This is a genomic window from Streptomyces sp. NPDC007205 (genome assembly GCF_040634095.1).
Classification (GTDB): domain Bacteria; phylum Actinomycetota; class Actinomycetes; order Streptomycetales; family Streptomycetaceae; genus Streptomyces.
Window position 1 is genome coordinate 90442 of record NZ_JBEYEW010000017.1, and the last position, 20303, is coordinate 110744.

A 20303-nucleotide genomic window follows, 5' to 3' on the forward strand; every position below is an offset into this window, starting at 1 on the left:
TGGCTGTCGTCCGGCCGCTCACCACAGGCCAGGCCGAACCCCGGGCTCGGTGCCCCAGGGCTCAGCAGGCGGGATCAGCGCCCGGGGTCACTCCTTGGCCGCCGACGGCTCCTTGGGCCGCTCCGCCGCCGGACCCCGTCGTACGGCACCCGGTGCGCTCCACTCCTGCCGCTTGCGGGCCCGCATCTTGGCCGCCTCCGAGGACGCCAGCTGATAGGGCACGGAGGTGACCATCACGCCGGGCGTGAAGAGCAGGCGGCCCTTCAGGCGCAGGGCGCTCTGGTTGTGCAGCAGGTGCTCGTACCAGTGGCCGACCACGTACTCGGGGATGATCACGGAGACCGCGTCGCGCGGGGACTCCTTGCGCAGGCTCTTGACGTACTCGATGACCGGCCGGGTGACCTCGCGGTACGGCGAGTCCAGGACCTTGAGCGGTACGTCGATGCCGCGCCGGTCCCACTCCTCGCGCAGCGCCTTGGTCTCGGCCGGGTCGACGTTGACCGTCAGCGCCTCCAGGCTGTCCGAGCGCATCAGCTTGGCGTAGGCAAGGGCGCGCAGCGTCGGGCGGTGGATCTTGGAGATGAGAACGACCGAGTGCACCCGGGACGGGCGGACCAGGTCGTCGTCCGTGGGCTCCTCGGGGGCGGCGATCTCCTCGGCGACGCGGTCGTAGTGCTTCCGGATCGCGGTCATCGTCGCGTAGAAGATGCACATGCCGAGCAGGGCCACCCAGGCGCCGTGCGTGAACTTCGTGACGAGGACGACGACCAGCACCAGGCCGGTGAAGAAGGCACCGAACGCGTTGATCGCGCGGGAGCGCATCATGTGGCGGCGCTTGGCCGGGTCCTCCTCGACCGCGAGGTGGCGGTTCCAGTGCCGGACCATGCCGGTCTGGCTGAGCGTGAAGGACACGAACACACCGACGATGTACAGCTGGATCAGCCGGGTGGAGTCGGCGCCGTAGATGACCACCAGCAGCGTCGCCGCTCCCGCGAGCAGCACGATGCCGTTGGAGAAGGCGAGGCGGTCGCCACGGGTGTGCAGCTGGCGGGGGAGGTAGCGGTCCTGGGCGAGGATCGAGCCGAGCAGCGGGAAGCCGTTGTACGCCGTGTTCGCCGCCAGGAACAGCACGAGGGCCGTGGCCGCCGCGAGGACGACGAACAGGAAGCTGCCCTTGCCGAAGACCGCCTCGGCGACCTGGGAGATCACCGGGTTCTGGACATAGCCGGAGCCGAGCGGGTGGCCGCCCCGGAGCAGGTCGGTGGCCGGGTTCTCGGCCATGCGGACCTTGGTCGACATGGCGAGGGCGATGATGCCGCAGAACATGGTGACGGCGAGGCCGCCCATCAGCGCCAGCGTGGTCGCCGCGTTCTTCGACTTGGGTTTGCGGAAGGCCGGGACGCCGTTGGAGATGGCCTCCACACCGGTGAGCGCGGCACAGCCGGAGGAGAAGGCGCGCAACAGCAGGAAGACGAGCGCGAAGCCCGCGAGGCCCTGGTGTTCGGCCCTGATGTGGAAGTCGGCGGTGGGTGCGCGCATGGTGTCGCCGAGGAGCAGACCGCGGACGGCGCCCCATGCGATCATGATGAAGACGCCGCCGACGAACACATAGGTCGGGATCGCGAAGAGCTTGCCGGACTCCTTCACGCCGCGCAGGTTCATCAGCGTCAGCAGGAGGATCACGGCGACCGCGCACAGCACCTTGTGCTCGACCACGAAGGGGACCGCCGAGCCGAGGTTCTCGATGCCGGAGGCGATGGAGACGGCGACGGTCAGGACGTAGTCGACGAGGAGGGCGCTGGCGACGGTGAGGCCCGCCTTGGGCCCGAGGTTGGTGGTGGCGACCTCGTAGTCGCCGCCGCCGCTCGGATAGGCGTGCACGTTCTGGCGGTAGGAGGCGACGACCGTGAACATCAGCACGACGACCGCGACGGCGATCCAGGGGCTGAAGTGGTACGCCGACACGCCCGCGATGGACAGGACCAGCAGGACCTCCCCCGGCGCGTAGGCGACAGAGGACAGCGGGTCGGAGGCGAAGACGGGGAGTGCGATGCGCTTCGGCAGGAGCGTTTCGCCCAGCCGGTCACTGCGCAGTGCGCGCCCGATCAGAATCCGTTTGGGCACGTCGGTCAGTTTGGACACGACAGAGGATGGTAGGCCTTCGAACAGGCAGCCGCCCACCCGGTGCCCGTGTTCTGCCTCACGAGTGAAATCAGAGGCGCACTGAACTGCGGATTCCGCGGTCCGCGCGCTCCCCGTGCCTAGATGGCAGACCCCGCCTGTCTTCGCACCTCGGAGGTCCCATGCCCGCCACCGCGGAGCTGATCGGGGCGACTCTCGCCCTCCTCGGCCTCGGAATTCTGACCCTGTGCAGCGTGCGCAGCATCACTCGCCGGCGCCCGCCCCCGGTGATCGTGGGGACGCGGACCGCCGACTCCGCTGACGCGTGATCGCGGACCGTGATGAAGGGGAACCCGCGCACGGGGGTCCCCACCCCCTGGCGCCCGTGTGTAGCTTTGGGCGTCGGTCTGAGACCCTGATGCTGAGCAGTAACTTTTGGACACCGGAAGGACGGTCGTGCACATCGTCATCATGGGCTGCGGAAGAGTGGGTTCCACTCTTGCCCAGACCCTGGAGCAACAGGGGCACACGGTTGCCGTGATCGACCAGGACCCCACCGCCTTCCGCCGGCTGGGCCCGGGATTCGGGGGCCGCCGGGTCACCGGCGTCGGCTACGACCAGGACACCCTGCGCGAGGCGGGCATCGAGGAGGCCGGCGCCTTCGCCGCCGTCTCCAGCGGTGACAACTCCAACATCATCTCCGCGCGCGTGGCCCGCGAGATGTTCGGCGTGGAGAACGTGGCGGCGCGCATCTACGACCCGCGCCGCGCCGAGGTCTACCAGCGCCTGGGCATCCCCACCGTGGCCACGGTCCGCTGGACCGCCGACCAGATGCTGCGCCGCCTGCTGCCCTCGGGCGCCGAGCCGCTGTGGCGCGACCCCACCGGGGGCGTCCAGCTCGCCGAGGTGCACGCCTCCGCGAAGTGGGTCGGTCACAAGATCAGCAAACTGCAGGAGGAGACGGGCGTCCGCGTGGCGTTCCTGACCCGCCTGGGCGAGGCGATCCTGCCGACCTCGCAGACGGTGCTGCAGGAGGGCGACCTCGTGCATGTGATGATGCGGACGGACGAGGTCGAGAAGGTCGAGGCGGCGTTCGCCCAGGGCCCGGAAGAGGAGGGCGGTCACTGATGAGGGTCGCCATTGCCGGAGCCGGCGCCGTCGGCCGCTCGATCGCGGGCGAGCTGCTGGAGAACGGCCACGAGGTGCTGCTGATCGACAAGGCCCCGACCGCCATCTCGGTGGAGCGGGTGCCCCAGGCGGAATGGCTGCTGGCCGACGCCTGCGAGATCACGTCCCTGGACGAGGCGGCGCTGCAGCGCTGCAACGTCGTCATCGCCGCGACCGGCGACGACAAGGTCAACCTGGTCGTCTCGCTGCTCGCCAAGACGGAGTACGGCGTCCCGCGCGTCGTCGCCCGTGTCAACAACCCGAAGAACGAGTGGCTGTTCAACGAGGCCTGGGGCGTGGACGTGGCCGTCTCCACCCCGCGCCTGATGTCGGCCCTGGTCGAGGAGGCGGTCTCGGTCGGCGACCTGGTCCGGCTGCTTCGCTTCAGCCACGGCGACGCCAACCTCGTCGAGCTGACCCTGCCCGAGGAGTCGGCCCTGGCCGGCACCCAGGTCGGTGACGTCGAGTGGCCCGAGAACACCTCCCTGGTCACGATCATCCGCGGCACCCGCGTGCTCACCCCGTCCAAGGAAGACTCCCTGGAGGCGGGCGACGAACTCCTCTTCGTGGCCGCCCAGGCCCGCGAGGAGCAGCTGGAGGAGCTGCTGTCGGTGCGGCGCGAGGAAGCCTGACCTCATGTCGAGAAGGGCGCCCTTGGCAGCAAGGGCGCCCTTCTTCGTCGTACGACGGCCGTCTACGCCTCTCGGCGGTGCCTGCCGCCGGCGGCCTCGGCCGCGGCCTTCCTGTCCTCTGCCGCCTTCTCCTCGGCCGCCTTCTCCTCGGCCGCCTTCTCCTCCGCCTCCATCTCCGCGAACACGTCGATGGGCGCGGGCGCCTTCGCGAGGAAGACCCAGGTGAGCCAGACCGCCAGCAGGAACGGCGGGATCTTCAGGGCGACCAGGACCCAGCCGAGCTTGGCGGTGTCGGACCACCAGTAGAGCGGGAAGAGGATCGCGCACTTGGCGAGCAGGATCAGGCCCCAGGCCCAACTGGCCTTCGCATAGGCCTTCTTGCGGCCGGGGTTGCGGGTGCGCCAGGAGAGGTTCTCCTTGAAGACCGGACCGAGGATGAGGCCGATCAGGGGCACCCCGGCGAGGGTCGTGACGATGTACGCCAGCGCCAGGCCCAGCGTGTAGAGCATGCCGGGCAGGTAGAAGTCCTTGGCGTTGCCGGTGAACATCGCGAAGACCACGCCGAAGGCCACGCCGAACACACCGCTGAAGGCGTGTTTGACGGTGTCCTTCATGGCGAGCCGGACCACGACCAGGACCAGGGAGACGATCAGCGCCGCGATCGCCGACACGTGCAGGTCCTTGTTGACCGTGAAGATCGCGACGAAGAGCAGGCCCGGCACGACCGTCTCGACCATGCCGCGGACACCGCCGAACGCCTCGAACAAGGCGGCCTCGGTCACCGCGCGGGCGTCGCCGGTCTCGTCGGGGGGATTCTGGGCGGTGCTTTCGGTCGGCTTGTCGAGGGACGTCACCGGCTACTCCCGTCCGAGGGGTCGCAGTTCGTACTTCGGGTTGAAGAGCACCCGGCGGCCCCGGCTCATCGAGATCCGGCCCGATGCGATCAGCTTGCGTCCCGGTTCTATGCCCACGATGGAACGCCTGCCGAGCCACACCACGTCCAGCGCGGCGGAGCCGTCGAACAGCTCGGCCTCCAGGGCGGGGACCCCGGCGCGCGGTCGCAAGGTGACCGTGCGCAAGGTACCAGTTACGGTGACGATCTGCCGGTCGTGGCAGTCACCGATCTTCGTACAGCCCGCCGTCTCGGCGTCTTCCCGCAGCTCCTCGGACTCCAGGTCCTCCTGCGAGGAGGAAAGCCGGTCGAGCATGCGCCGGAACCGGCCGGCCGGCTTTTCGGAACGAGGAACAGCGCTCATACCTGAAGCGTACCGGGGCCGACCGACGGCACCGTAGCCCAGCTCACTTCGCAGCCCGGCTCACTTCTCGAAGCGGTACCCCATGCCGGGCTCGGTGATGAAGTGCTTCGGGTGCGACGGGTCCGTCTCCAGCTTTCTGCGCAGCTGGGCCATGTACACGCGCAGATAGTTCGTCTCGGTCCCGTACGACGGCCCCCACACCTCCTGCAGCAGCTGCTTCTGGCTGACCAGGCGCCCGGTGTTGCGGACCAGCACCTCCAGCAGGTGCCACTCGGTCGGGGTGAGCCGGACGTCCCTGCCGGCGCGGTTCACCTTCTTCGCGGCCAGGTCGACGGTGAAGCCCTCGGTCTCCAGGGTCGTCAGGTCGTCCTCGCCGGGCCCGACCGGCTCGGCCCGGCGTACCGCGGCCCGCAGCCGGGCCAGCAGCTCGTCCATGCCGAAGGGCTTGGTGACGTAGTCGTCGGCACCCGCGTCCAGCGCCTCGACCTTCTCGTCGGAGGAGTGCCGGGCGGACAGGACCAGGATGGGCACGCGGGTCCAGCCGCGCAGTCCCCTGATCACCTCGACGCCGTCCATGTCGGGCAGACCCAGGTCGAGCACGACCACGTCGGGGTGCCGGGAGGCGGCGAGTTCGAGGGCCGTACGACCGTCGGGGGCCGCGTCGACCTCGTACTTGCGCGCCTTGAGGTTGATCACGAGGGCGCGCACGATCTGCGGCTCGTCGTCGACCACGAGCACCCGGGTCGTCATAGGGTCTGCCTTTCTGGTTCTGCAACGTCCTCCCCCGTGGGAGATTCTGCGAGGTCCGCCACCGCCTCCAGGGGCTCCGGACCCGATCCCGCGGCCCGCAGGCTCAGGACCATGGTGAGCCCCCCGCCCGGCGTGTCCTCGGCGTTGAGGGTGCCGCCCATGGCCTCCGCGAAGCCCCGGGCGACCGCGAGTCCGAGCCCGACCCCGGCGCCGCGCGGGGCGTCACCGTACCGCTGGAAGGGCTCGAAGATACGGTCCTTGGCCTCGTCCGGCACACCCGGCCCGCGGTCCACCACCCGCACCTCCACCCGGTCCGCCATGGCGCTCGCGGAGACCAGCACGGGCCGCCCGCGCGGGCTGTACTTGACGGCGTTCTCCACCAGGTTGGCCACGGACCGCTCCAGCAGCCCGGGGTCGACCCCGACCATCGGCAGGGTCTCGGGCACGTCCAGCTCGACGCTGTCCTCGGGTACGCCGCCCAGGGCCATCGGGACCACTTCGTCCACGTCGATCTCGCGGATCAGCGGGGTGACCGTACCGGTCTGCAGGCGGGACATGTCGAGGAGGTTGCCGACGAGGTGGTCGAGCCGGTCGGCGCCCTCCTCGATGCCCTTCAGCAGCTCCGCCTGGTCCTCCTCGGACCAGGCCACGTCGTCGGAGCGCAGACTCGACACCGCGGCCTTGATGCCGGCCAGGGGCGTGCGCAGGTCGTGGCTGACGGCGGCCAGCAGGGCGGTGCGGATGCGGTTGCCCTCGGCGAGGGTGCGTGCCTGGTCGGCCTCCTCCCGCAGCCGCCGGCGGTCCAGGACGACGGCGGCCTGCGCGGCGAAGGCGGCGAGCACCCGGCGGTCCTCGGCGGGCAGCACCCGGCCGGTGAGCGCGAGCGCCATGTGGTCGCCGACGGGCATGTCGACGTCGGCGTCCTCCGGCCGCTCCAGCGGACGCCCGAACCCGGCGCGCCCGGCACAGGTCCACGGCTCGACGTCGCCCGCCCGTTCCAGCAGCGCGGCCGACTCCATCGCGAAGGTCTCCCGGACCCGCTCCAGCAGCGCCTCCAGGCTGGTCTCGCCGCGCAGCACGTTCCCGGCGAGGAAGGAGAGGATCTCCGACTCGGCGCGCAGCCGGGCGGCCTGGTGGGTGCGGCGGGCCGCGAGGTCCACCACCGAGGCGACCGACATGCCGACGCCGAAGAAGATCGCGATGGCGACGATGTTCCTGGGATCGGCGATGGTCAGCCGGTGCAGCGGCGGGGTGTAGAAGTAGTTCAGCAGCAGCGAGCCGAAGGCCGCCGAGGCCAGCGCGGGCAGCAGGCCGCCGAGCAGCGCCGCCGCGACGGTGACCGCGAGGAACAGCAGCATGTCGTTGGCGAGGCCGAGCTCGATCGTGTTCAGCAGCACCGCGAGGACGGCCGGCCCCACCAGACCCACCGCCCAGCCCCAGATGATCCGGGCCCGCCCGAGCCGTGCGCCCCGGGCGACGGGCAGCCCGCGGCCCTTGGCGACCTCCTCGTGGGTGACGATGTGGACGTCGAGGTCGGGTCCTGAGTCCCGGGCGACCGTGGCGCCGACACCGGGCCCGAAGACGTACTGCCAGACCTTGCGGCGCGAGGAGCCCAGCACGATCTGGGTGGCGTTGACACCACGCGCGAAGGCCAGCAGGGCGGCTGGTATGTCGTCTCCGACGACGTGGTGGAAGGTGCCGCCCAGGTCCTCCACGAGGGTCCGCTGGACGGCCAGCTCCTTCGGGGAGGCCGCGGTCAGGCCGTCGCTGCGCGCTATGTAGACGGCGAGCACCTCGCCGCCGGCGCCCTTCTCGGCGAGCCGCGCGGCCCGGCGGATCAGGGTGCGTCCCTCGGGGCCGCCGGTCAGCCCGACCACGATCCGCTCGCGCGACCCCCAGATCCTGGAGACCCGGTGTTCGCTGCGGTACTGGTTCAGGTACTCGTCGACCCGGTCGGCCACCCACAGCAGCGCCAGCTCGCGCAGGGCGGTGAGGTTGCCGGGCCGGAAGTAGTTGGACAGGGCCGCGTCGACCTTGTCCGGCTGGTAGATGTTGCCGTGGGCCAGGCGGCGGCGCAGGGCCTGCGGGGACATGTCGACCAGCTCGATCTGGTCGGCACGTCGTACGACCTCGTCCGGGACGGTCTCGCGCTGCCGCACCCCGGTGATCGACTCCACGACGTCGCCGAGTGACTCCAGGTGCTGGATGTTGACGGTGGAGACGACGTCGACGCCCGCGGCGAGCAGTTCCTCCACGTCCTGCCAGCGCTTGGCGTTGCGGGAGCCGGGGACGTTGGTGTGGGCGAGTTCGTCGACCAGGGCGACGGCGGGCGCCCGGCGCAGCACGGCGTCGACGTCCATCTCGCCGAAGACGGTGTCCCGGTACTCCAGCTGCTTGCGCGGCACCTGTTCCAGGCCGTGCAGCATCACCTCGGTGCGCGGCCGGCCGTGGTGCTCGACGAAGGCCACGACACAGTCGGTGCCCCGCTCCACGCGGCGATGCGCCTCGGAGAGCATCGCGTAGGTCTTGCCCACGCCCGGTGCCGCGCCGAGGTAGATCCGAAGCTTGCCGCGTGCCATGGCTCCATTGTCTTCCGGTGACTGCTGCCTACGCAGCGTCGACCTTACGGCCAACAATCACGGCAAACAGGACAGGCGGCTGGGCACGGGACAACTTTGACGCAACCCTGATGACCAGCCCGCCACGGCGGTTCAGTGCTCGACGAGCCATGCAAAAGCGGGCCGCACCCCCACAAAGGCGCGGCCCGTGACCCCACGGTCTATCGAACTTCGGTGATCTCCGGACCGCGCTGCAGCTGTCCCATCCCCCCGGAGAACCGCGAGGACTCCTCCTGCTGGACTCCCTCGGGCACCATCTGCGCATCGTTCGGCAGCTTGAGGACGATCGGGTCGCGAGGCGCCATCGGCCCCTCACCGCGCACCACGACCGTGTCCCGGAAGATCTGCTCCAGCAGCCCCGCGGCCTGCGGCTGCACCGCGCCCTGCCCGGAGATCACACCGCGCAGGAACCACCGCGGACCGTCCACACCGACGAACCGTACGACCTGGAAACCACCCGTGCCGTCCGGCAGCTGCACCGGCACCTGCGCCCGCAGCTCCCACCCCAGCGGCCCCTCGACCTCGTCGACGATGCCACCCTGCTGGGTGATGCCGGACGCGATCTCCTCGCGGACCTCACCCCAGATGCCCTCGCGCTTGGGCGCGGCGAAGCCCTGCAGCTGGATGGCGCTGTCGCGCAGCACGACGGTCGCGGCGACGATCGCGTCACCGGCGACCTCGACCCGCAGCTCCATGCCGTCGACGCCCGGGATGAACAGCCCGCCGAGGTCCACGCGGCCCTCACTCGGGTCGCGCACCTCGTCGCTGTCCCACGGCCCGTCGGGCCGCGGCCCGGGCTCCAGCCGGACGCGCTCGCGCTCGGCCTCTGCTTCCTCGTCCGCCTCGGTGTCGACGCTGTCGACGACCTGCTCGGCCTCGCCGGCCGCGTCCTCGGCGGCACCCTTCTTCTTGCGACGTCCGAACACGTCACTGTCCTTCCCGGTCGGATACGACCGAAGCGTATCGATTCCCACCCGTCGGACCGCCCTCGGCGGCCTGACCGCTTGTGCCGCTCTCGCCGCCCACCGCGGCATGGCCACCGGTGGACCCGAAGCCCCCTTCGGCCCGCGCCGAGCCGGGAAGTTCCGCGACCTCCTGGAAGCGGACCTTCTCGACCTGCTGGACGACCAGTTGGGCAATCCGGTCGAAGCGCTCGAACCGCACGCTCGCGCGCGGATCGAGATTCACCACGATCACCTTGATCTCCCCACGGTACCCGGCATCAACCGTCCCCGGGGCATTCACCAGGGCGACGCCGCAGCGGGCGGCGAGGCCGGAGCGTGGATGCACGAAGGCCGCGTACCCCTCGGGCAGGGCGATCGACACGCCCGTGGGCAGCACGGCCCGCTCCCCCGGCGCCAGCTCGCACGGCTCGGTGGTGCGCAGATCCGCTCCGGCGTCCCCGGGATGCTCGTACGCCGGAAGCGGTACATCCGTATCGATGCGCCGCAGCAGCACGTTCAGGGGATCGCGGCTCACGGGTTCACCTCGAAGGCGCGGGCGCGCCGGACCTGGTCGGGGTCGCTCATGGCGGCCTGGATCTCCTCCTCGCGGCCGTGGTCGATGAAGTGGTCGACCTTGACCTCGATGAAGAGGGCGTCGGCGCGGACGGCGACGGGCCCGTCGGGGCCGCCGATGCGTCCGGTGGCGGTGGAGTAGATCTTCCGCCCGGCGACGGCGGTGACCTCGGCCTCCAGGTACAGCGTGGTGCCCACCGGGACCGGCCGCGCGAAGTCGGTCTCCAGCCGGCCGGTGACGGCGATGGTCCGCAGCAGCCAGTTCAGCGAGCCGAGGGTCTCGTCCAGGGCCGTGGCCAGCACTCCGCCGTGGGCGAGGCCGGGGGCGCCCTGGTGGGCGGGCTGGACGGTGAACTCGGCGGTCAGCGAGACTCCGTCACCGGCGCGGGCCTCCAGGTGCAGGCCGTGCGACTGCCCGGGGCCGCAGCCGAAACAGTGTTCGTAGTGGGCACCGAGGAGTTCCCCGGGCGCGGGCGCGTCGGGGTGTCGTACCGGTTCCACCGCGTCGGCGGGGGGCTGAAGGCTTGCGGAACTACCACTCACAGCCGCAGACCTTACCCGCGCCTCCGCCGTATCAGGATCCCGTGCCAAGCTTGGCTCCATGCAGCTCTCCGCCACCCCCTACGAAGAACGCCTCACCGCCCCCCGCTCGTGGTGGCTGATCAGCTTTCTCGTGGGTGTCTCGTTCGCCCTGATACTGCTCCCGTTCGGCACCCTGCCGCTGCTCGGCGGCCTGGTCGGCGGTACGGCGGCCGCGGCGGTGGTGGCCAGTGCGTACGGCTCCCCGCGCATCCGTGTGGTGGGCGACTCGCTGATCGCGGGCGAGGCGAAGGTCCCGGTGTCGGCGCTGGGCGGGTCGGAGGTGCTGGACGCGGAGGAGGCCCGCGCCTGGCGGACGTACAAGGCCGACACCCGCGCCTTCCTGCTGCTGCGCGCCTACATCCCGACGGCCCTGCGGGTGGAGGTCACCGACCCGGAGGACCCGACGCCGTACCTGTACCTGTCGACGCGGGAGCCGGAGAAGCTGGCGGCGGCGATCGAGGCGGCCCGGAAGGCCGACGCCTAGAGCTCCTCCGGGAGATCCCGCAGCTTCAGCGGGTCCGCCGGCTTCTCCAGCGGGGGAAGTTCCGGCAGTTCCTCCCACGGAACCTGGATCTTGCGCAGGTCGGCCCGGATGCGGACGGCGAGCCTTCTGGTGTCCCTGCGGTTCAGGACCGCCCCGACCGCGGCGCCCACCATGAACGGCATGAGGTGGGGCAGGTCACGGACCATCCGCTTCATGATCTGCTGGCGCAGTTCGCGCTTCATGCGGCCGCCGAGGGCCGTGTCGTACGTCGACGGCTTCATCACGTCGATCCCGCGCTCCTCCGACCAGGAGGACAGATACGCGGTGGTGCGGGTCTTGAGGTTCCCGGGCGGTCGTACGCCGTAGACCTCGTGCAGTTCGGCGATGAGCTTCAGCTCGATCGTGGCGACCCCGGTGATCTCCGCGGCCAGCTCCGTCGGCATGGCCGGCGGCACGGGCAGCATCGCCACCGCTCCGATCCCGGCCCCGATCGCCGAGGTGCCGGCCGCCGCGCCCCCCACGAGTTTGTCGGCGAGTTCTTCGGGGCCGAGCTCCGGGAACTGCCGGCGCAAGGTCGTGAGGTCGCGTACGGGGACACGCGGGGCGATCTCGATGATCCGGTCCGCGAGGTACGCCAGCCCCGCGCGGGCGCGGCTGCCGCCCCTGCGGGCCCCTTCCCGGGCCAGGTCCCGGGCCTTGTCACGCATCACCGCCGCCCTCCCCCAAGCTCTCGACTCCGTTCGAGTCGGGGGTACCCCCAGCCGTGCGGCGGGCGCGGGCTGCCGCACCGGCGCCGGGCGGTCCGCCCGGTCGGTCGCCGGTGCGAGCGGGGCCACCTCGCCCGGTGAACCCCGCTCGTCGTCACGCGCGCCGTGCGGGCCGTCGGACGGCCCTTGGTCCGCTTTCCCGAGAGGGAAGCGGCGCTTCCGTGGAGGGGTCGAGCCAGTCACGGCCGACCCGACCTCAGTCGCAGTCGCGGCAGATCGGCTGACCGTTCTTCTCACGGGCCAGCTGGCTGCGGTGGTGCACCAGGAAGCAGCTCATGCAGGTGAACTCGTCCTGCTGCTTGGGCAGTACCCGAACGGCCAGCTCCTCGTTCGAAAGGTCGGCGCCGGGCAGTTCGAGGCCTTCGGCGGCCTCGAACTCGTCGACGTCGACCGACGAGGTGGACTTGTCGTTCCGCCGGGCCTTCAGTTCTTCGAGACTGTCCGAGTCGACGTCGTCGTCGGTCTTGCGTGGAGTGTCGTAATCGGTTGCCATATCGCTCTCCCCCTCTGGGTGTCTGCGGTGTCTCCAGCGCACGTAACGCGTGAGAGGCCGGACTTGTGCCCGACCTGAGGCGGAGATTTTGCCTCACATCAAGGTCTGTTACTCAATCGACACCCAACCCGACCTCTCAAGAGTGATCGGCTTGGACGGCGGTGAGGACCGTACACGGTTCGAATGCCGCACCTCAAAGGCGCCTCACCGTGTACTTCCCGTGATCAAGAGCCCTGAAAACCAGGACTTTCCCGGCTTTCTGCCATGTGTCATGATCACGGAGCGTACATGGCTGGAAATCCGCCCATGTGATTGATCACACAATGTGAACCCCGTCCGGCGTCCCGAAAATTCCGCGCAAAGCGAACATCCTCCGCGTGTGTCGGTCCGGATCACAACGGCATAGTGACCCGCATCACCAGGCCCCCGCCCTCGCGGGGCTGCGCCACGATGTGGCCGCCGTGTGCGCGCGCCACCGACCGGACGATGGACAGGCCGAGGCCGACGCCCTTGTCACTGCCCGTGCGCTCCGTACGGAGCCGTCTGAAGGGCTCGAAGAGGTTGTCGATCTCGTACGCCGGTACCACCGGCCCGGTGTTCGTGACGGTCAGCACCGCCTGTCCGTGCTCGACCCCGGTGTTCACCTCGACCCAAGCGTCCTCGGACACGTTGTACCGCACGGCGTTCTGCACCAGGTTCAGCGCGATCCGCTCCAGCAGCACGCCGTTGCCCTGCACCACGGCGGGCTTGCGCTCGCCGCGGATCTTCACGCCCTTGGTGTCGGCCTCGGCGTGCACCTGGTCGATGGCCTGGGTGGCGACCTCGGCCAGGTCGACGGGCTTTCGCTCGACGATCTGGTTGTCGCTGCGGGCGAGCAGCAGCAGGCCCTCGACCAGCTGTTCGCTTCGCTCGTTGGTCGCCAGCAGCGTCTTGCCGAGCTGCTGCAGCTCCACCGGGGCGTTCGGGTCCGACAGATGGACCTCGAGCAGCGTTCTGTTGATCGCGAGCGGAGTGCGCAACTCGTGCGAGGCGTTGCCGACGAAGCGCTGCTGGGCGGTGAAGGCCCGTTGCAGCCGCTCCAGCATGTCGTCGAAGGTGTCCGCCAGTTCCTTCAGCTCGTCGTCCGGGCCGTCCAGCTCGATCCGGCGGGACAGGTCGGATCCGGCCACCTGGCGGGCGGTGCGGGTGATCCGGCCGAGCGGGGACAGCACACGGCCGGCCATCGCGTAACCGAACGCGAACGCGATCACGGCGAGACCGAGCAGGGCCAGCAGCGAGCGGCTGAGCAGATCGTCCAGGGCCGTCTGGCGCTGCTGGTCCACGCAGTGGGCGATCGCGTCGTTGAAGTCCGACAGCGGCAGCGGGCTGGAGTTGATCGCTGTGATCGCGGGGCAGTTGTCGCTGGTGACCCGTATCTGCGAACCGCTGACGATCTTGAACAGCGGTTGGTTGCCGGTGCTGATCGCCTGCGCGGCCAGCAGATAGATGATCGACAGCAGCAGGATGCCGGCGATCAGGAACATGCCGCCGTACAGCAGCGTGAGCCGTATCCGGATGGTCGGGCGCAGCCACGGGAAGGGGGGCTGCGGCCTTCTCGGGTCCCAGGTGGGCTTCGGTGGCGCCTGGGGCGGCGCGGGGGTGGCGGCCATGGCGGATCAGATCCGGTAGCCGGAGCCGGGGACGGTGACGATCACCGGTGGCTCACCGAGTTTGCGGCGCAGGGTCATCACGGTGACCCGCACGACGTTGGTGAACGGGTCGGTGTTCTCGTCCCAGGCCTTCTCCAGCAGCTGCTCGGCCGAGACGACCGCGCCCTCGCTGCGCATGAGCACCTCCAGCACCGCGAACTCCTTGGGCGCCAGCTGGATCTCCCTGCCCTCCCGGAACACCTCGCGGCGGTTGGGGTCGAGCTTGATGCCGGCGCGCTCCAGGACCGGCGGCAGCGGCACGCTCGTACGACGGCCGAGGGCGCGCACGCGCGCGATCAGCTCGCTGAACGCGAACGGCTTGGGCAGATAGTCGTCGGCGCCGATCTCCAGGCCCTCGACCCGGTCGCTGACGTCACCGGAGGCGGTGAGCATGAGCACGCGCGTGGGCATGCCCAGCTCCACGACCTTGCGGCAGACGTCGTCGCCGTGCACGAGCGGGAGGTCGCGGTCGAGGACGACCACGTCGTAGTCGTTGACGCCGATGCGCTCCAGGGCGGCCGCACCGTCGTACACGACGTCGACGGCCATGGCCTCCCGGCGCAGTCCGGTGGCCACCGCATCGGCGAGCAGCTGCTCGTCCTCGACGACGAGTACGCGCACGTCGCAAGTCCTTCCTCTGTCCACCCGCACAGCACACCGTGGGCGCGTGCGGGCAGGGGTCTTCGTGGGGTGTGACCTCCATCCTGCCCTTTTCGGCCGTAAGTCGGCTGTAAGGCGGGTTGCGGACCGCTCCGACCGGCGTTGCGGGCAGGAATACGAGATTTTCTGTTCCGGTTGAGGTTTCCGGGCAGGGGAGCGGGGGGAGGACGGCTTTACACCCCGCGATCACGCTCTGCATGTGCCGCAGCACCATGTGGTACTCCGCCATCCGCTTCCGCAGAGTGGGCGTGGGTGTCCGGCACCGTCGCCGCCCGGCAGGGCAGCGCTGGGCACCTGCGAGAGACGTGATCGCCCCTTTCCCAACAGGCACACCCCCGTGCCACCGACCCACGACCCAGGACGAGGGGGCGCAGCATGGACGCTTTCACCGCAGGACTTCTGCAGCGCATAAGGGCGACCGAGTCCGACCTGTCGCGGGCTCGTGACGAGGGTGACGACTTCCTCGTCGAAGTGGAGCAGGCAGAGCTCGACGACCTGCGACGCCTCGCCGCCGAACACGGTGTGGAGGTCGGCGCGTCACGCGTCTGATCGGCCGAAAGCGCAAGAAGGGACCCCGGCGAATCCAGCGCCGGGGTCCCTTTGCGTCTGCCGGTTTCTCGCTGCGAACCTTGCCGGTGCCGGCTTCTTCCGCCCGCAGGTGCCTCTCTTCCCGCAGGTGCCTCTCTCCCGCCGCAACGGCGCTCCGCCACGACGGCGGTCATCGGCGGTGCCGGACCCGCCTCGGCCCCCGCCTCAGTCGTGCCACGCCCCGAAGTCCTCCAGCAGCCGCTGAAGGGGCTGGAAGACACCCGGCGCACCCGCCACCGTCAGCTCCCGTGACGGTCGCTCCCCCGGCCGCCCACCGACCAGCGCGCCCGCCTCCCGGGCGATCAGGTCACCCGCCGCGAAGTCCCACGCGTTCAGCCCCCGCTCGTAGTACCCGTCAAGCCGGCCGCAGGCCACATCGCACAGGTCGACCGCCGCCGAGCCGCTGCGCCGGATGTCCCGCAGCAGCGGGATGAGCCGGCCGGCGACCTCGGCCTGACGCGCGCGGACCTCGGCGACGTAGTTGAAACCGGTGGAGACGAGCGCCTGGTCCAGCGGGGGCGCGGGACGGCAGGCGAGCGCCTGCTCGCCCTCCCACGCGCCGGTGACCCAGGCGCCGCCCCCGCGCACGGCGTGGTACGTCTCGCCGCGCATCGGGGCCGCGACGACCCCGGCGACCGTCTCGCCGTCCTGCTCGGCCGCGATGGACACCGCCCAGGTCGGCAGCCCGTACAGGTAGTTCACCGTCCCGTCGAGCGGGTCGATCACCCAACGGATGCCGCTGGTGCCCTCGCTGGAGGCACCTTCCTCGCCGAGGAAGCCGTCGTCGGGCCGCCGACCGGAGATCAGATCGGTGATCAGCTTCTCCGCGGCAATGTCCATCTCGGTGACGACGTCGATCGGGCTGGACTTGGTCCTCGCCACGGCCAGATCGGCCGGGCGGCCGTCCCGCAGCAGCTCTCCGGCCCGGCGGGCGGCCTCCTGGGCCAGCTCCAGCAGTTCCCGGTGCAGGGCATCGGTCACGGGGCTCCTCAGGCGTAGGGGCTGTCGGCGCCGGCGGCGGCCGGGCGGGGCGTACGGGACGGGCAGCAGCCGACCGGGCAGATGTCGTGGCTCGCGCCGAGGGCGCCCAGGGCGCAGGGGGCGACCTCCTGGCCGCGCTCCACGGCGGCACGCTCGGTGATCAGCTCGCGGACGGCGGCGGCGAACCGCGGGTCGGCACCCACGGTGGCCGAGCGGCGCACCGGCAGGCCCAGCTCCTCGGCCTTGCCCGTGGCCTCGGTGTCGAGGTCGTACAGGACCTCCATATGGTCGGAGACGAAGCCGATCGGCGCCATCACGACGGCCGGGACTCCCGCCGCGTGCTGCTCCTCCAGGTGGTCGCAGATGTCCGGCTCCAGCCATGGGATGTGCGGGGCGCCGGACCGGGACTGGTAGACCAGCCGCCAGGGGTGGTCCACACCCGTGCGCTCGCGGACGGCGTCGGCGATCAGCTGGGCCACGTCCAGGTGCTGCTCGACGTACGCGCCGCCCTCGCCGTGGGCCTCGACGGGCCCGGAGGTGTCGGCGGCGGCGGTCGGGACGGAGTGTGTGGTGAAGGCGATGTGGGCGCCCGCGCGGGCGTCCTCGGGAAGGTCGGCGAGGGAGCGCAGCACGCCGTCGATCATGGGCTCGACGAAGCCGGGGTGGTTGAAGTAGTGCCGCAGCTTGTCGATCCTCGGCAGCTCCAGGCCCTCGGCTTCCAGGGTTCCCAGCGCGTCGGCGAGGTTCTCGCGGTACTGGCGGCAGCCGGAGTAGGAGGCGTAGGCGCTGGTGGCGAGCACCAGGATGCGGCGGCGGCCGTCGGCCACCATCTCGCGCAGGGTGTCGGTGAGGTACGGCGCCCAGTTGCGGTTGCCCCAGTAGACCGGCAGGTCCAGGCCGTGCTCGGCGAAGTCCTTGCGCAGGGCGTCCAGCAGGGCGCGGTTCTGGTCGTTGATGGGGCTGACCCCGCCGAACAGGAAGTAGTGCTGCCCGACTTCCTTCAGGCGTTCCTTCGGGATGCCGCGCCCGCGCGTGACGTTCTCCAGGAACGGGACCACGTCGTCCGGGCCTTCGGGGCCGCCGAAGGAGAGCAGGAGCAGGGCGTCGTAGGGGGTGGCATCGAGCGCGTCTGGCATGTCTCGATCCTGCCACCCGGCGCTGACAGCCGGGCAACAGTGGGGTGACGAGTCGGGTTCCAGTAGGTTTATGCCGGTATTTCCCGCAGTCAACAGGGGTGCAATTAGGGTGTCCTAATTCGTAAGCTGTATCGGCCGCATTCGCGCCTTACCGAGCCGCTTCGGAGACCCTGTTGCCCAGCCCCTACAGAGCCCTGTTCGCCGAGCCCGGAACCAAGGCGTTCTCCGCCGCGGGATTCCTCGGCCGGATGCCGCTGTCGATGATGGGCATCGGCGTGGTCACGATGGTCTCCCAGCTGACCGGGCGGTACGGGCTCGCGGGCGCGCTGTCGGCCACCATGGCGCTGTCCGCCGCGGCGATCGGCCCGCAGATCTCCCGCCTGGTCGACCAGCACGGGCAGCGCCGGGTGCTGCGCCCGGCCACCCTGGTGGCGCTCGCGGCGGCGGCCGGGCTGCTGCTCGCCGCGCACCTGAAGGGGCCGGACTGGGTGCTGTTCGTGTGCGCGGCCGGGATCGGCTCGGTGCCGAGCCTGGGCGCGATGATCCGGTCCCGCTGGGCGGCGCTGTACCGGGGCACGCCGAAGCTGCACATCGCCTACTCGTTCGAGTCGGTCGTCGACGAGGTCTGCTTCATCTTCGGCCCGATCATCTCCATCGGGCTGTCCACGGCCTGGTTCCCGGAGGCCGGGCCGCTGCTCGCCGCCTGCTTCCTGGCCGCCGGCGTCTTCTGGCTCACCGCCCAGCGCGCCACCGAGCCGGAGCCGCACCCGCGCGAGAAGCACGGCGGCGGTACGGCTCTGCGCTCGGCCGGCCTGCAGGTGCTGGTGGCGACCTTCATGGCGACCGGCGCGATCTTCGGCTCCGTGGACGTGGTCACCGTCGCCTTCGCCGACGAGCGCGGCCACAAGGGCGTGGCGAGCGTGGTCCTCGCGCTGTACGCGGCCGGTTCCTGTGCGGCCGGCGTGGTCTTCGGGCTGCTCCGGTTCGCCGGGGCGCCGGAACGCCGCTGGCTCCTGGGCGTGGCGGCGATGGCCGTGAGTATGATCCCCCTCCTACTGGTCGGAAACCTGCCGCTTCTGGCCGTGGCACTGTTCGTTGCGGGGCTGTCCATCGCACCGACGATGATCACGACGATGTCCCTCATCGAAGAGCACGTACCTCGCGCGCAGCTCACCGAGGGCATGACCTGGGTGAGCACCGGCCTCGCGGTCGGCGTCGCGCTCGGCTCCGCCATGGCCGGCTGGGTGATCGACGCCGCCGGGGCACGGGCCGGGTACGGGGTTCCGGCCGTGTCCGGGGCCGTCGCGGTCGCGGTCGGTTTCCTGGGGTACCGTCGGCTGCGCAGGCCGGCCGCGGGTCGGGGAGGCACCGTTGAGCAGCACAGCGAGCGGGAAGAACGGCACCTGGCGTAACTGGGGCGGGAACGTCTCCGCCCGGCCCGCCCGGCAGGTCGCGCCGGCGTCGGTGGACGAGCTGGCCGCGGCGGTGCGCGCTGCGGCCGAGGACGGCCTCAAGGTGAAGGCGGTCGGGACCGGCCACTCCTTCACGTCGATCGCGGCCACCGACGGTGTGTTGATCCGCCCTCAACTGTTGACCGGAATCCGCAGGATTGACCGCGAAGCCATGACGGTCACGGTGGAGGCCGGCACCCCGCTCAAGAGACTCAATGCGGCTCTGGCGCGCGAGGGCCTGTCGTTGACCAACATGGGCGACATCATGGAGCAGACCGTCTCCGGGGCCACCAGCACCGGCACGCACGGCACGGGCCGTGAGTCCGGTTCCATCGCCGCCCAGATCAAGGGCCTCGAACTCGTCACGGCGGACGGCTCGGTGCTCACCTGTTCCGGGAAGGAGAACCCGGACGTCTTCGCGGCCGCCCGAATAGGCCTCGGTGCCCTCGGCGTCGTCACCGCGATCACCTTCGCCGTGGAGCCGCTGTTCCTGCTCACCGCGCGGGAGGAGCCGATGCCGTTCGAGCGGGTCCTCGCCGAGTTCGATCAGCTGTGGGCCGAGAACGAGCACTTCGAGTTCTACTGGTTCCCGCACACCGGCAGCACCAACACCAAGCGGAACAACCGCAGTGCCGGCCCCGAGCGGCCCGTGGGGCAGCTGGCCGGCTGGTTCGAGGACGAGTTCCTCTCCAACGGCGTCTTCCAGGTGGCCCAGTGGGTCGGCCGCGCCGTCCCCGCCACCGTCCCGGCCATCGCCCGGATCTCCAGCAAGGCCCTGTCCGCGCGGACGTACACGGACATCCCCTACAAGGTCTTCACCTCGCCGCGCCGGGTGCGGTTCGTGGAGATGGAGTACGCCGTCCCGCGCGCGGCCCTGGCGGAGACGCTGCGGGAGCTGAGGACCATGGTCGACCGCTCGGGGCTGCGCGTCAGCTTCCCCGTGGAGGTGCGCACCGCCCCGGCCGACGACATCACCCTGTCCACCGCGTCCGGCCGGGACAGCGCCTACGTCGCCGTCCACATGTTCCGGGGGACGCCCTACCACGCCTACTTCACCGCCGCCGAGCGCATCCTCACCGCGCACGAGGGCCGGCCGCACTGGGGCAAGGTGCACACGCGGGACGCGGAGTACTTCGCGCGCGTGTACCCGCGTTTCGGGGAGTTCACCGCACTGAGGGACCGCCTTGACCCGGAACGGCTGTTCCAGAACGACTACTTGCGCAGGGTTCTGGGGTCGTAGGCCTCGTGACGGACTTTCCGAGGGAGGGACGTGCCGACGAAACCAATAGTTCCGTTTCTGCGGATTGCGTGAAGTCCGCCACGTTCGTGATCGGTAAAACCGGTTGCCAGGGGCCAAGTCGCAAGCCTTGTCAGAAGTTGGGCGGCGCGCCCATCCACGCACATGGTCCAAA

Annotated in this window: 21 protein-coding genes; 7 read left to right on the forward strand and 14 right to left on the reverse strand. The window is 70.6% G+C overall.

From position 1 onward, the window contains the following. Positions 1-87: 87 nt before the first annotated feature. The gene (locus ABZ624_RS26150) at positions 88-2142 is read right to left on the reverse strand and encodes an APC family permease (RefSeq protein ID WP_360093667.1); all 2055 of its coding nucleotides are present in this window, start codon (positions 2140-2142) and stop codon (positions 88-90) included. A gap of 161 nt (positions 2143-2303) precedes the next feature. Here ABZ624_RS26150 and ABZ624_RS26155 point away from each other — a divergent pair, with 161 nt between their 5' ends. From ABZ624_RS26155 to ABZ624_RS26165, 3 genes are all read left to right on the forward strand, one after another. Then, positions 2304-2450: a hypothetical protein gene (locus tag ABZ624_RS26155; protein WP_360093829.1), complete on the forward strand. Its 147-nt coding sequence runs from the start codon at positions 2304-2306 to the stop codon at positions 2448-2450. A 127-nt stretch (positions 2451-2577) separates the two neighbouring features. Continuing rightward, positions 2578-3249, forward strand: a complete 672-nt coding sequence (locus tag ABZ624_RS26160) for a TrkA family potassium uptake protein (protein ID WP_360093670.1) — start codon at positions 2578-2580, stop codon at positions 3247-3249. Further along, the gene (locus ABZ624_RS26165; RefSeq protein WP_360093673.1) at positions 3249-3920 is read left to right on the forward strand and encodes a TrkA family potassium uptake protein; all 672 of its coding nucleotides are present in this window, start codon (positions 3249-3251) and stop codon (positions 3918-3920) included. The genes ABZ624_RS26160 and ABZ624_RS26165 overlap by 1 nt, the downstream gene beginning before the upstream one ends. A 62-nt stretch (positions 3921-3982) precedes the next feature. Here the strand turns inward: ABZ624_RS26165 and ABZ624_RS26170 are convergent, their stop codons facing one another. From ABZ624_RS26170 to ABZ624_RS26200, 7 genes are all read right to left on the reverse strand, one after another. Then, the gene (locus ABZ624_RS26170) at positions 3983-4774 is read right to left on the reverse strand and encodes a DUF3159 domain-containing protein (RefSeq protein ID WP_360093676.1); all 792 of its coding nucleotides are present in this window, start codon (positions 4772-4774) and stop codon (positions 3983-3985) included. Positions 4775-4777: 3 nt separating this feature from the next. Then, entirely contained in the window at positions 4778-5176 is a 399-nt protein-coding gene (locus ABZ624_RS26175; RefSeq protein ID WP_076095565.1) for an OB-fold nucleic acid binding domain-containing protein, read from the reverse strand. 60 nt (positions 5177-5236) lie between these two features. Next, positions 5237-5926: a response regulator gene (locus ABZ624_RS26180; RefSeq protein ID WP_360093679.1), complete on the reverse strand. Its 690-nt coding sequence runs from the start codon at positions 5924-5926 to the stop codon at positions 5237-5239. After that, the gene (locus ABZ624_RS26185) at positions 5923-8505 is read right to left on the reverse strand and encodes a sensor histidine kinase KdpD (RefSeq protein WP_360093682.1); all 2583 of its coding nucleotides are present in this window, start codon (positions 8503-8505) and stop codon (positions 5923-5925) included. The genes ABZ624_RS26180 and ABZ624_RS26185 overlap by 4 nt, the downstream gene beginning before the upstream one ends. Positions 8506-8705: 200 nt before the next feature. Then, the gene (locus ABZ624_RS26190; RefSeq protein ID WP_360093685.1) at positions 8706-9470 is read right to left on the reverse strand and encodes a DUF3710 domain-containing protein; all 765 of its coding nucleotides are present in this window, start codon (positions 9468-9470) and stop codon (positions 8706-8708) included. 1 nt (position 9471) lies between these two features. Then, on the reverse strand, positions 9472-10023 hold the full coding sequence (dut, locus tag ABZ624_RS26195) for a dUTP diphosphatase (protein WP_360093688.1): 552 nt from the start codon (positions 10021-10023) through the stop codon (positions 9472-9474). Continuing rightward, positions 10020-10604 (reverse strand): PaaI family thioesterase, encoded by a 585-nt coding sequence (locus ABZ624_RS26200; protein ID WP_360093691.1) that lies wholly within the window; start codon positions 10602-10604, stop codon positions 10020-10022. Before ABZ624_RS26200 ends, dut begins: the two co-directional genes overlap by 4 nt. Before the next feature lie 58 nt (positions 10605-10662). Between ABZ624_RS26200 and ABZ624_RS26205 the strand changes: the two genes are divergently transcribed. After that, the gene (locus tag ABZ624_RS26205) at positions 10663-11127 is read left to right on the forward strand and encodes a DUF3093 domain-containing protein (protein ID WP_360093694.1); all 465 of its coding nucleotides are present in this window, start codon (positions 10663-10665) and stop codon (positions 11125-11127) included. Here the strand turns inward: ABZ624_RS26205 and ABZ624_RS26210 are convergent. From ABZ624_RS26210 to ABZ624_RS26225, 4 genes are all read right to left on the reverse strand, one after another. Further along, positions 11124-12077: a hypothetical protein gene (locus ABZ624_RS26210; RefSeq protein ID WP_360093697.1), complete on the reverse strand. Its 954-nt coding sequence runs from the start codon at positions 12075-12077 to the stop codon at positions 11124-11126. The genes ABZ624_RS26205 and ABZ624_RS26210 overlap by 4 nt on opposite strands. A 13-nt stretch (positions 12078-12090) precedes the next feature. Then, positions 12091-12387 (reverse strand): DUF4193 domain-containing protein, encoded by a 297-nt coding sequence (locus ABZ624_RS26215; RefSeq protein WP_003997302.1) that lies wholly within the window; start codon positions 12385-12387, stop codon positions 12091-12093. A 392-nt stretch (positions 12388-12779) separates the two neighbouring features. Next, the gene (locus tag ABZ624_RS26220) at positions 12780-14036 is read right to left on the reverse strand and encodes a HAMP domain-containing sensor histidine kinase (RefSeq protein WP_360093700.1); all 1257 of its coding nucleotides are present in this window, start codon (positions 14034-14036) and stop codon (positions 12780-12782) included. Positions 14037-14042: 6 nt separating this feature from the next. Continuing rightward, positions 14043-14696, reverse strand: a complete 654-nt coding sequence (locus ABZ624_RS26225; RefSeq protein WP_360093703.1) for a response regulator transcription factor — start codon at positions 14694-14696, stop codon at positions 14043-14045. Between the two features lie 414 nt (positions 14697-15110). Between ABZ624_RS26225 and ABZ624_RS26230 the strand changes: the two genes are divergently transcribed. Further along, positions 15111-15284 carry a hypothetical protein gene (locus ABZ624_RS26230; RefSeq protein WP_023546087.1) on the forward strand — a complete coding sequence of 58 codons (174 nt, stop codon included), beginning with the start codon at positions 15111-15113 and terminating at the stop codon, positions 15282-15284. A 204-nt stretch (positions 15285-15488) separates the two neighbouring features. On the opposite strand, the gene ABZ624_RS26235 is transcribed toward ABZ624_RS26230, so the two are convergent. Together ABZ624_RS26235 and ABZ624_RS26240 are read right to left on the reverse strand one after the other, a co-directional pair. After that, on the reverse strand, positions 15489-16304 hold the full coding sequence (locus tag ABZ624_RS26235; RefSeq protein WP_360093707.1) for an inositol monophosphatase family protein: 816 nt from the start codon (positions 16302-16304) through the stop codon (positions 15489-15491). An 8-nt stretch (positions 16305-16312) separates the two neighbouring features. After that, the gene (locus ABZ624_RS26240; protein WP_360093710.1) at positions 16313-17440 is read right to left on the reverse strand and encodes a ferrochelatase; all 1128 of its coding nucleotides are present in this window, start codon (positions 17438-17440) and stop codon (positions 16313-16315) included. A gap of 173 nt (positions 17441-17613) precedes the next feature. On the opposite strand from ABZ624_RS26240, the gene ABZ624_RS26245 reads away from it, so the two are divergent. Together ABZ624_RS26245 and ABZ624_RS26250 are read left to right on the forward strand one after the other, a co-directional pair. Then, positions 17614-18852 carry an MFS transporter gene (locus ABZ624_RS26245; protein ID WP_360093713.1) on the forward strand — a complete coding sequence of 413 codons (1239 nt, stop codon included), beginning with the start codon at positions 17614-17616 and terminating at the stop codon, positions 18850-18852. Beyond that, entirely contained in the window at positions 18812-20131 is a 1320-nt protein-coding gene (locus ABZ624_RS26250; protein ID WP_360093716.1) for a D-arabinono-1,4-lactone oxidase, read from the forward strand. Before ABZ624_RS26245 ends, ABZ624_RS26250 begins: the two co-directional genes overlap by 41 nt. The last annotated feature ends 172 nt before the right edge of the window (positions 20132-20303 follow it).

Excerpts from the sequence above, each read along its gene's own strand:
- ABZ624_RS26165 (WP_360093673.1), top strand. The coding sequence starts at position 3,249 with ATGAGGGTCGCCATTGCCGGAGCCGGCGCCGTCGGCCGCTCGATCGCG.
- ABZ624_RS26230 (WP_023546087.1), top strand. The coding sequence starts at position 15,111 with ATGGACGCTTTCACCGCAGGACTTCTGCAGCGCATAAGGGCGACCGAG.
- ABZ624_RS26220 (WP_360093700.1), bottom strand. The coding sequence starts at position 14,036 with ATGGCCGCCACCCCCGCGCCGCCCCAGGCGCCACCGAAGCCCACCTGG.
- ABZ624_RS26180 (WP_360093679.1), bottom strand. The coding sequence starts at position 5,926 with ATGACGACCCGGGTGCTCGTGGTCGACGACGAGCCGCAGATCGTGCGC.
- ABZ624_RS26175 (WP_076095565.1), bottom strand. The coding sequence starts at position 5,176 with ATGAGCGCTGTTCCTCGTTCCGAAAAGCCGGCCGGCCGGTTCCGGCGC.
- ABZ624_RS26215 (WP_003997302.1), bottom strand. The coding sequence starts at position 12,387 with ATGGCAACCGATTACGACACTCCACGCAAGACCGACGACGACGTCGAC.
- ABZ624_RS26185 (WP_360093682.1), bottom strand. The coding sequence starts at position 8,505 with ATGGCACGCGGCAAGCTTCGGATCTACCTCGGCGCGGCACCGGGCGTG.
- ABZ624_RS26155 (WP_360093829.1), top strand. The coding sequence starts at position 2,304 with ATGCCCGCCACCGCGGAGCTGATCGGGGCGACTCTCGCCCTCCTCGGC.
- ABZ624_RS26240 (WP_360093710.1), bottom strand. The coding sequence starts at position 17,440 with ATGCCAGACGCGCTCGATGCCACCCCCTACGACGCCCTGCTCCTGCTC.
- ABZ624_RS26205 (WP_360093694.1), top strand. The coding sequence starts at position 10,663 with ATGCAGCTCTCCGCCACCCCCTACGAAGAACGCCTCACCGCCCCCCGC.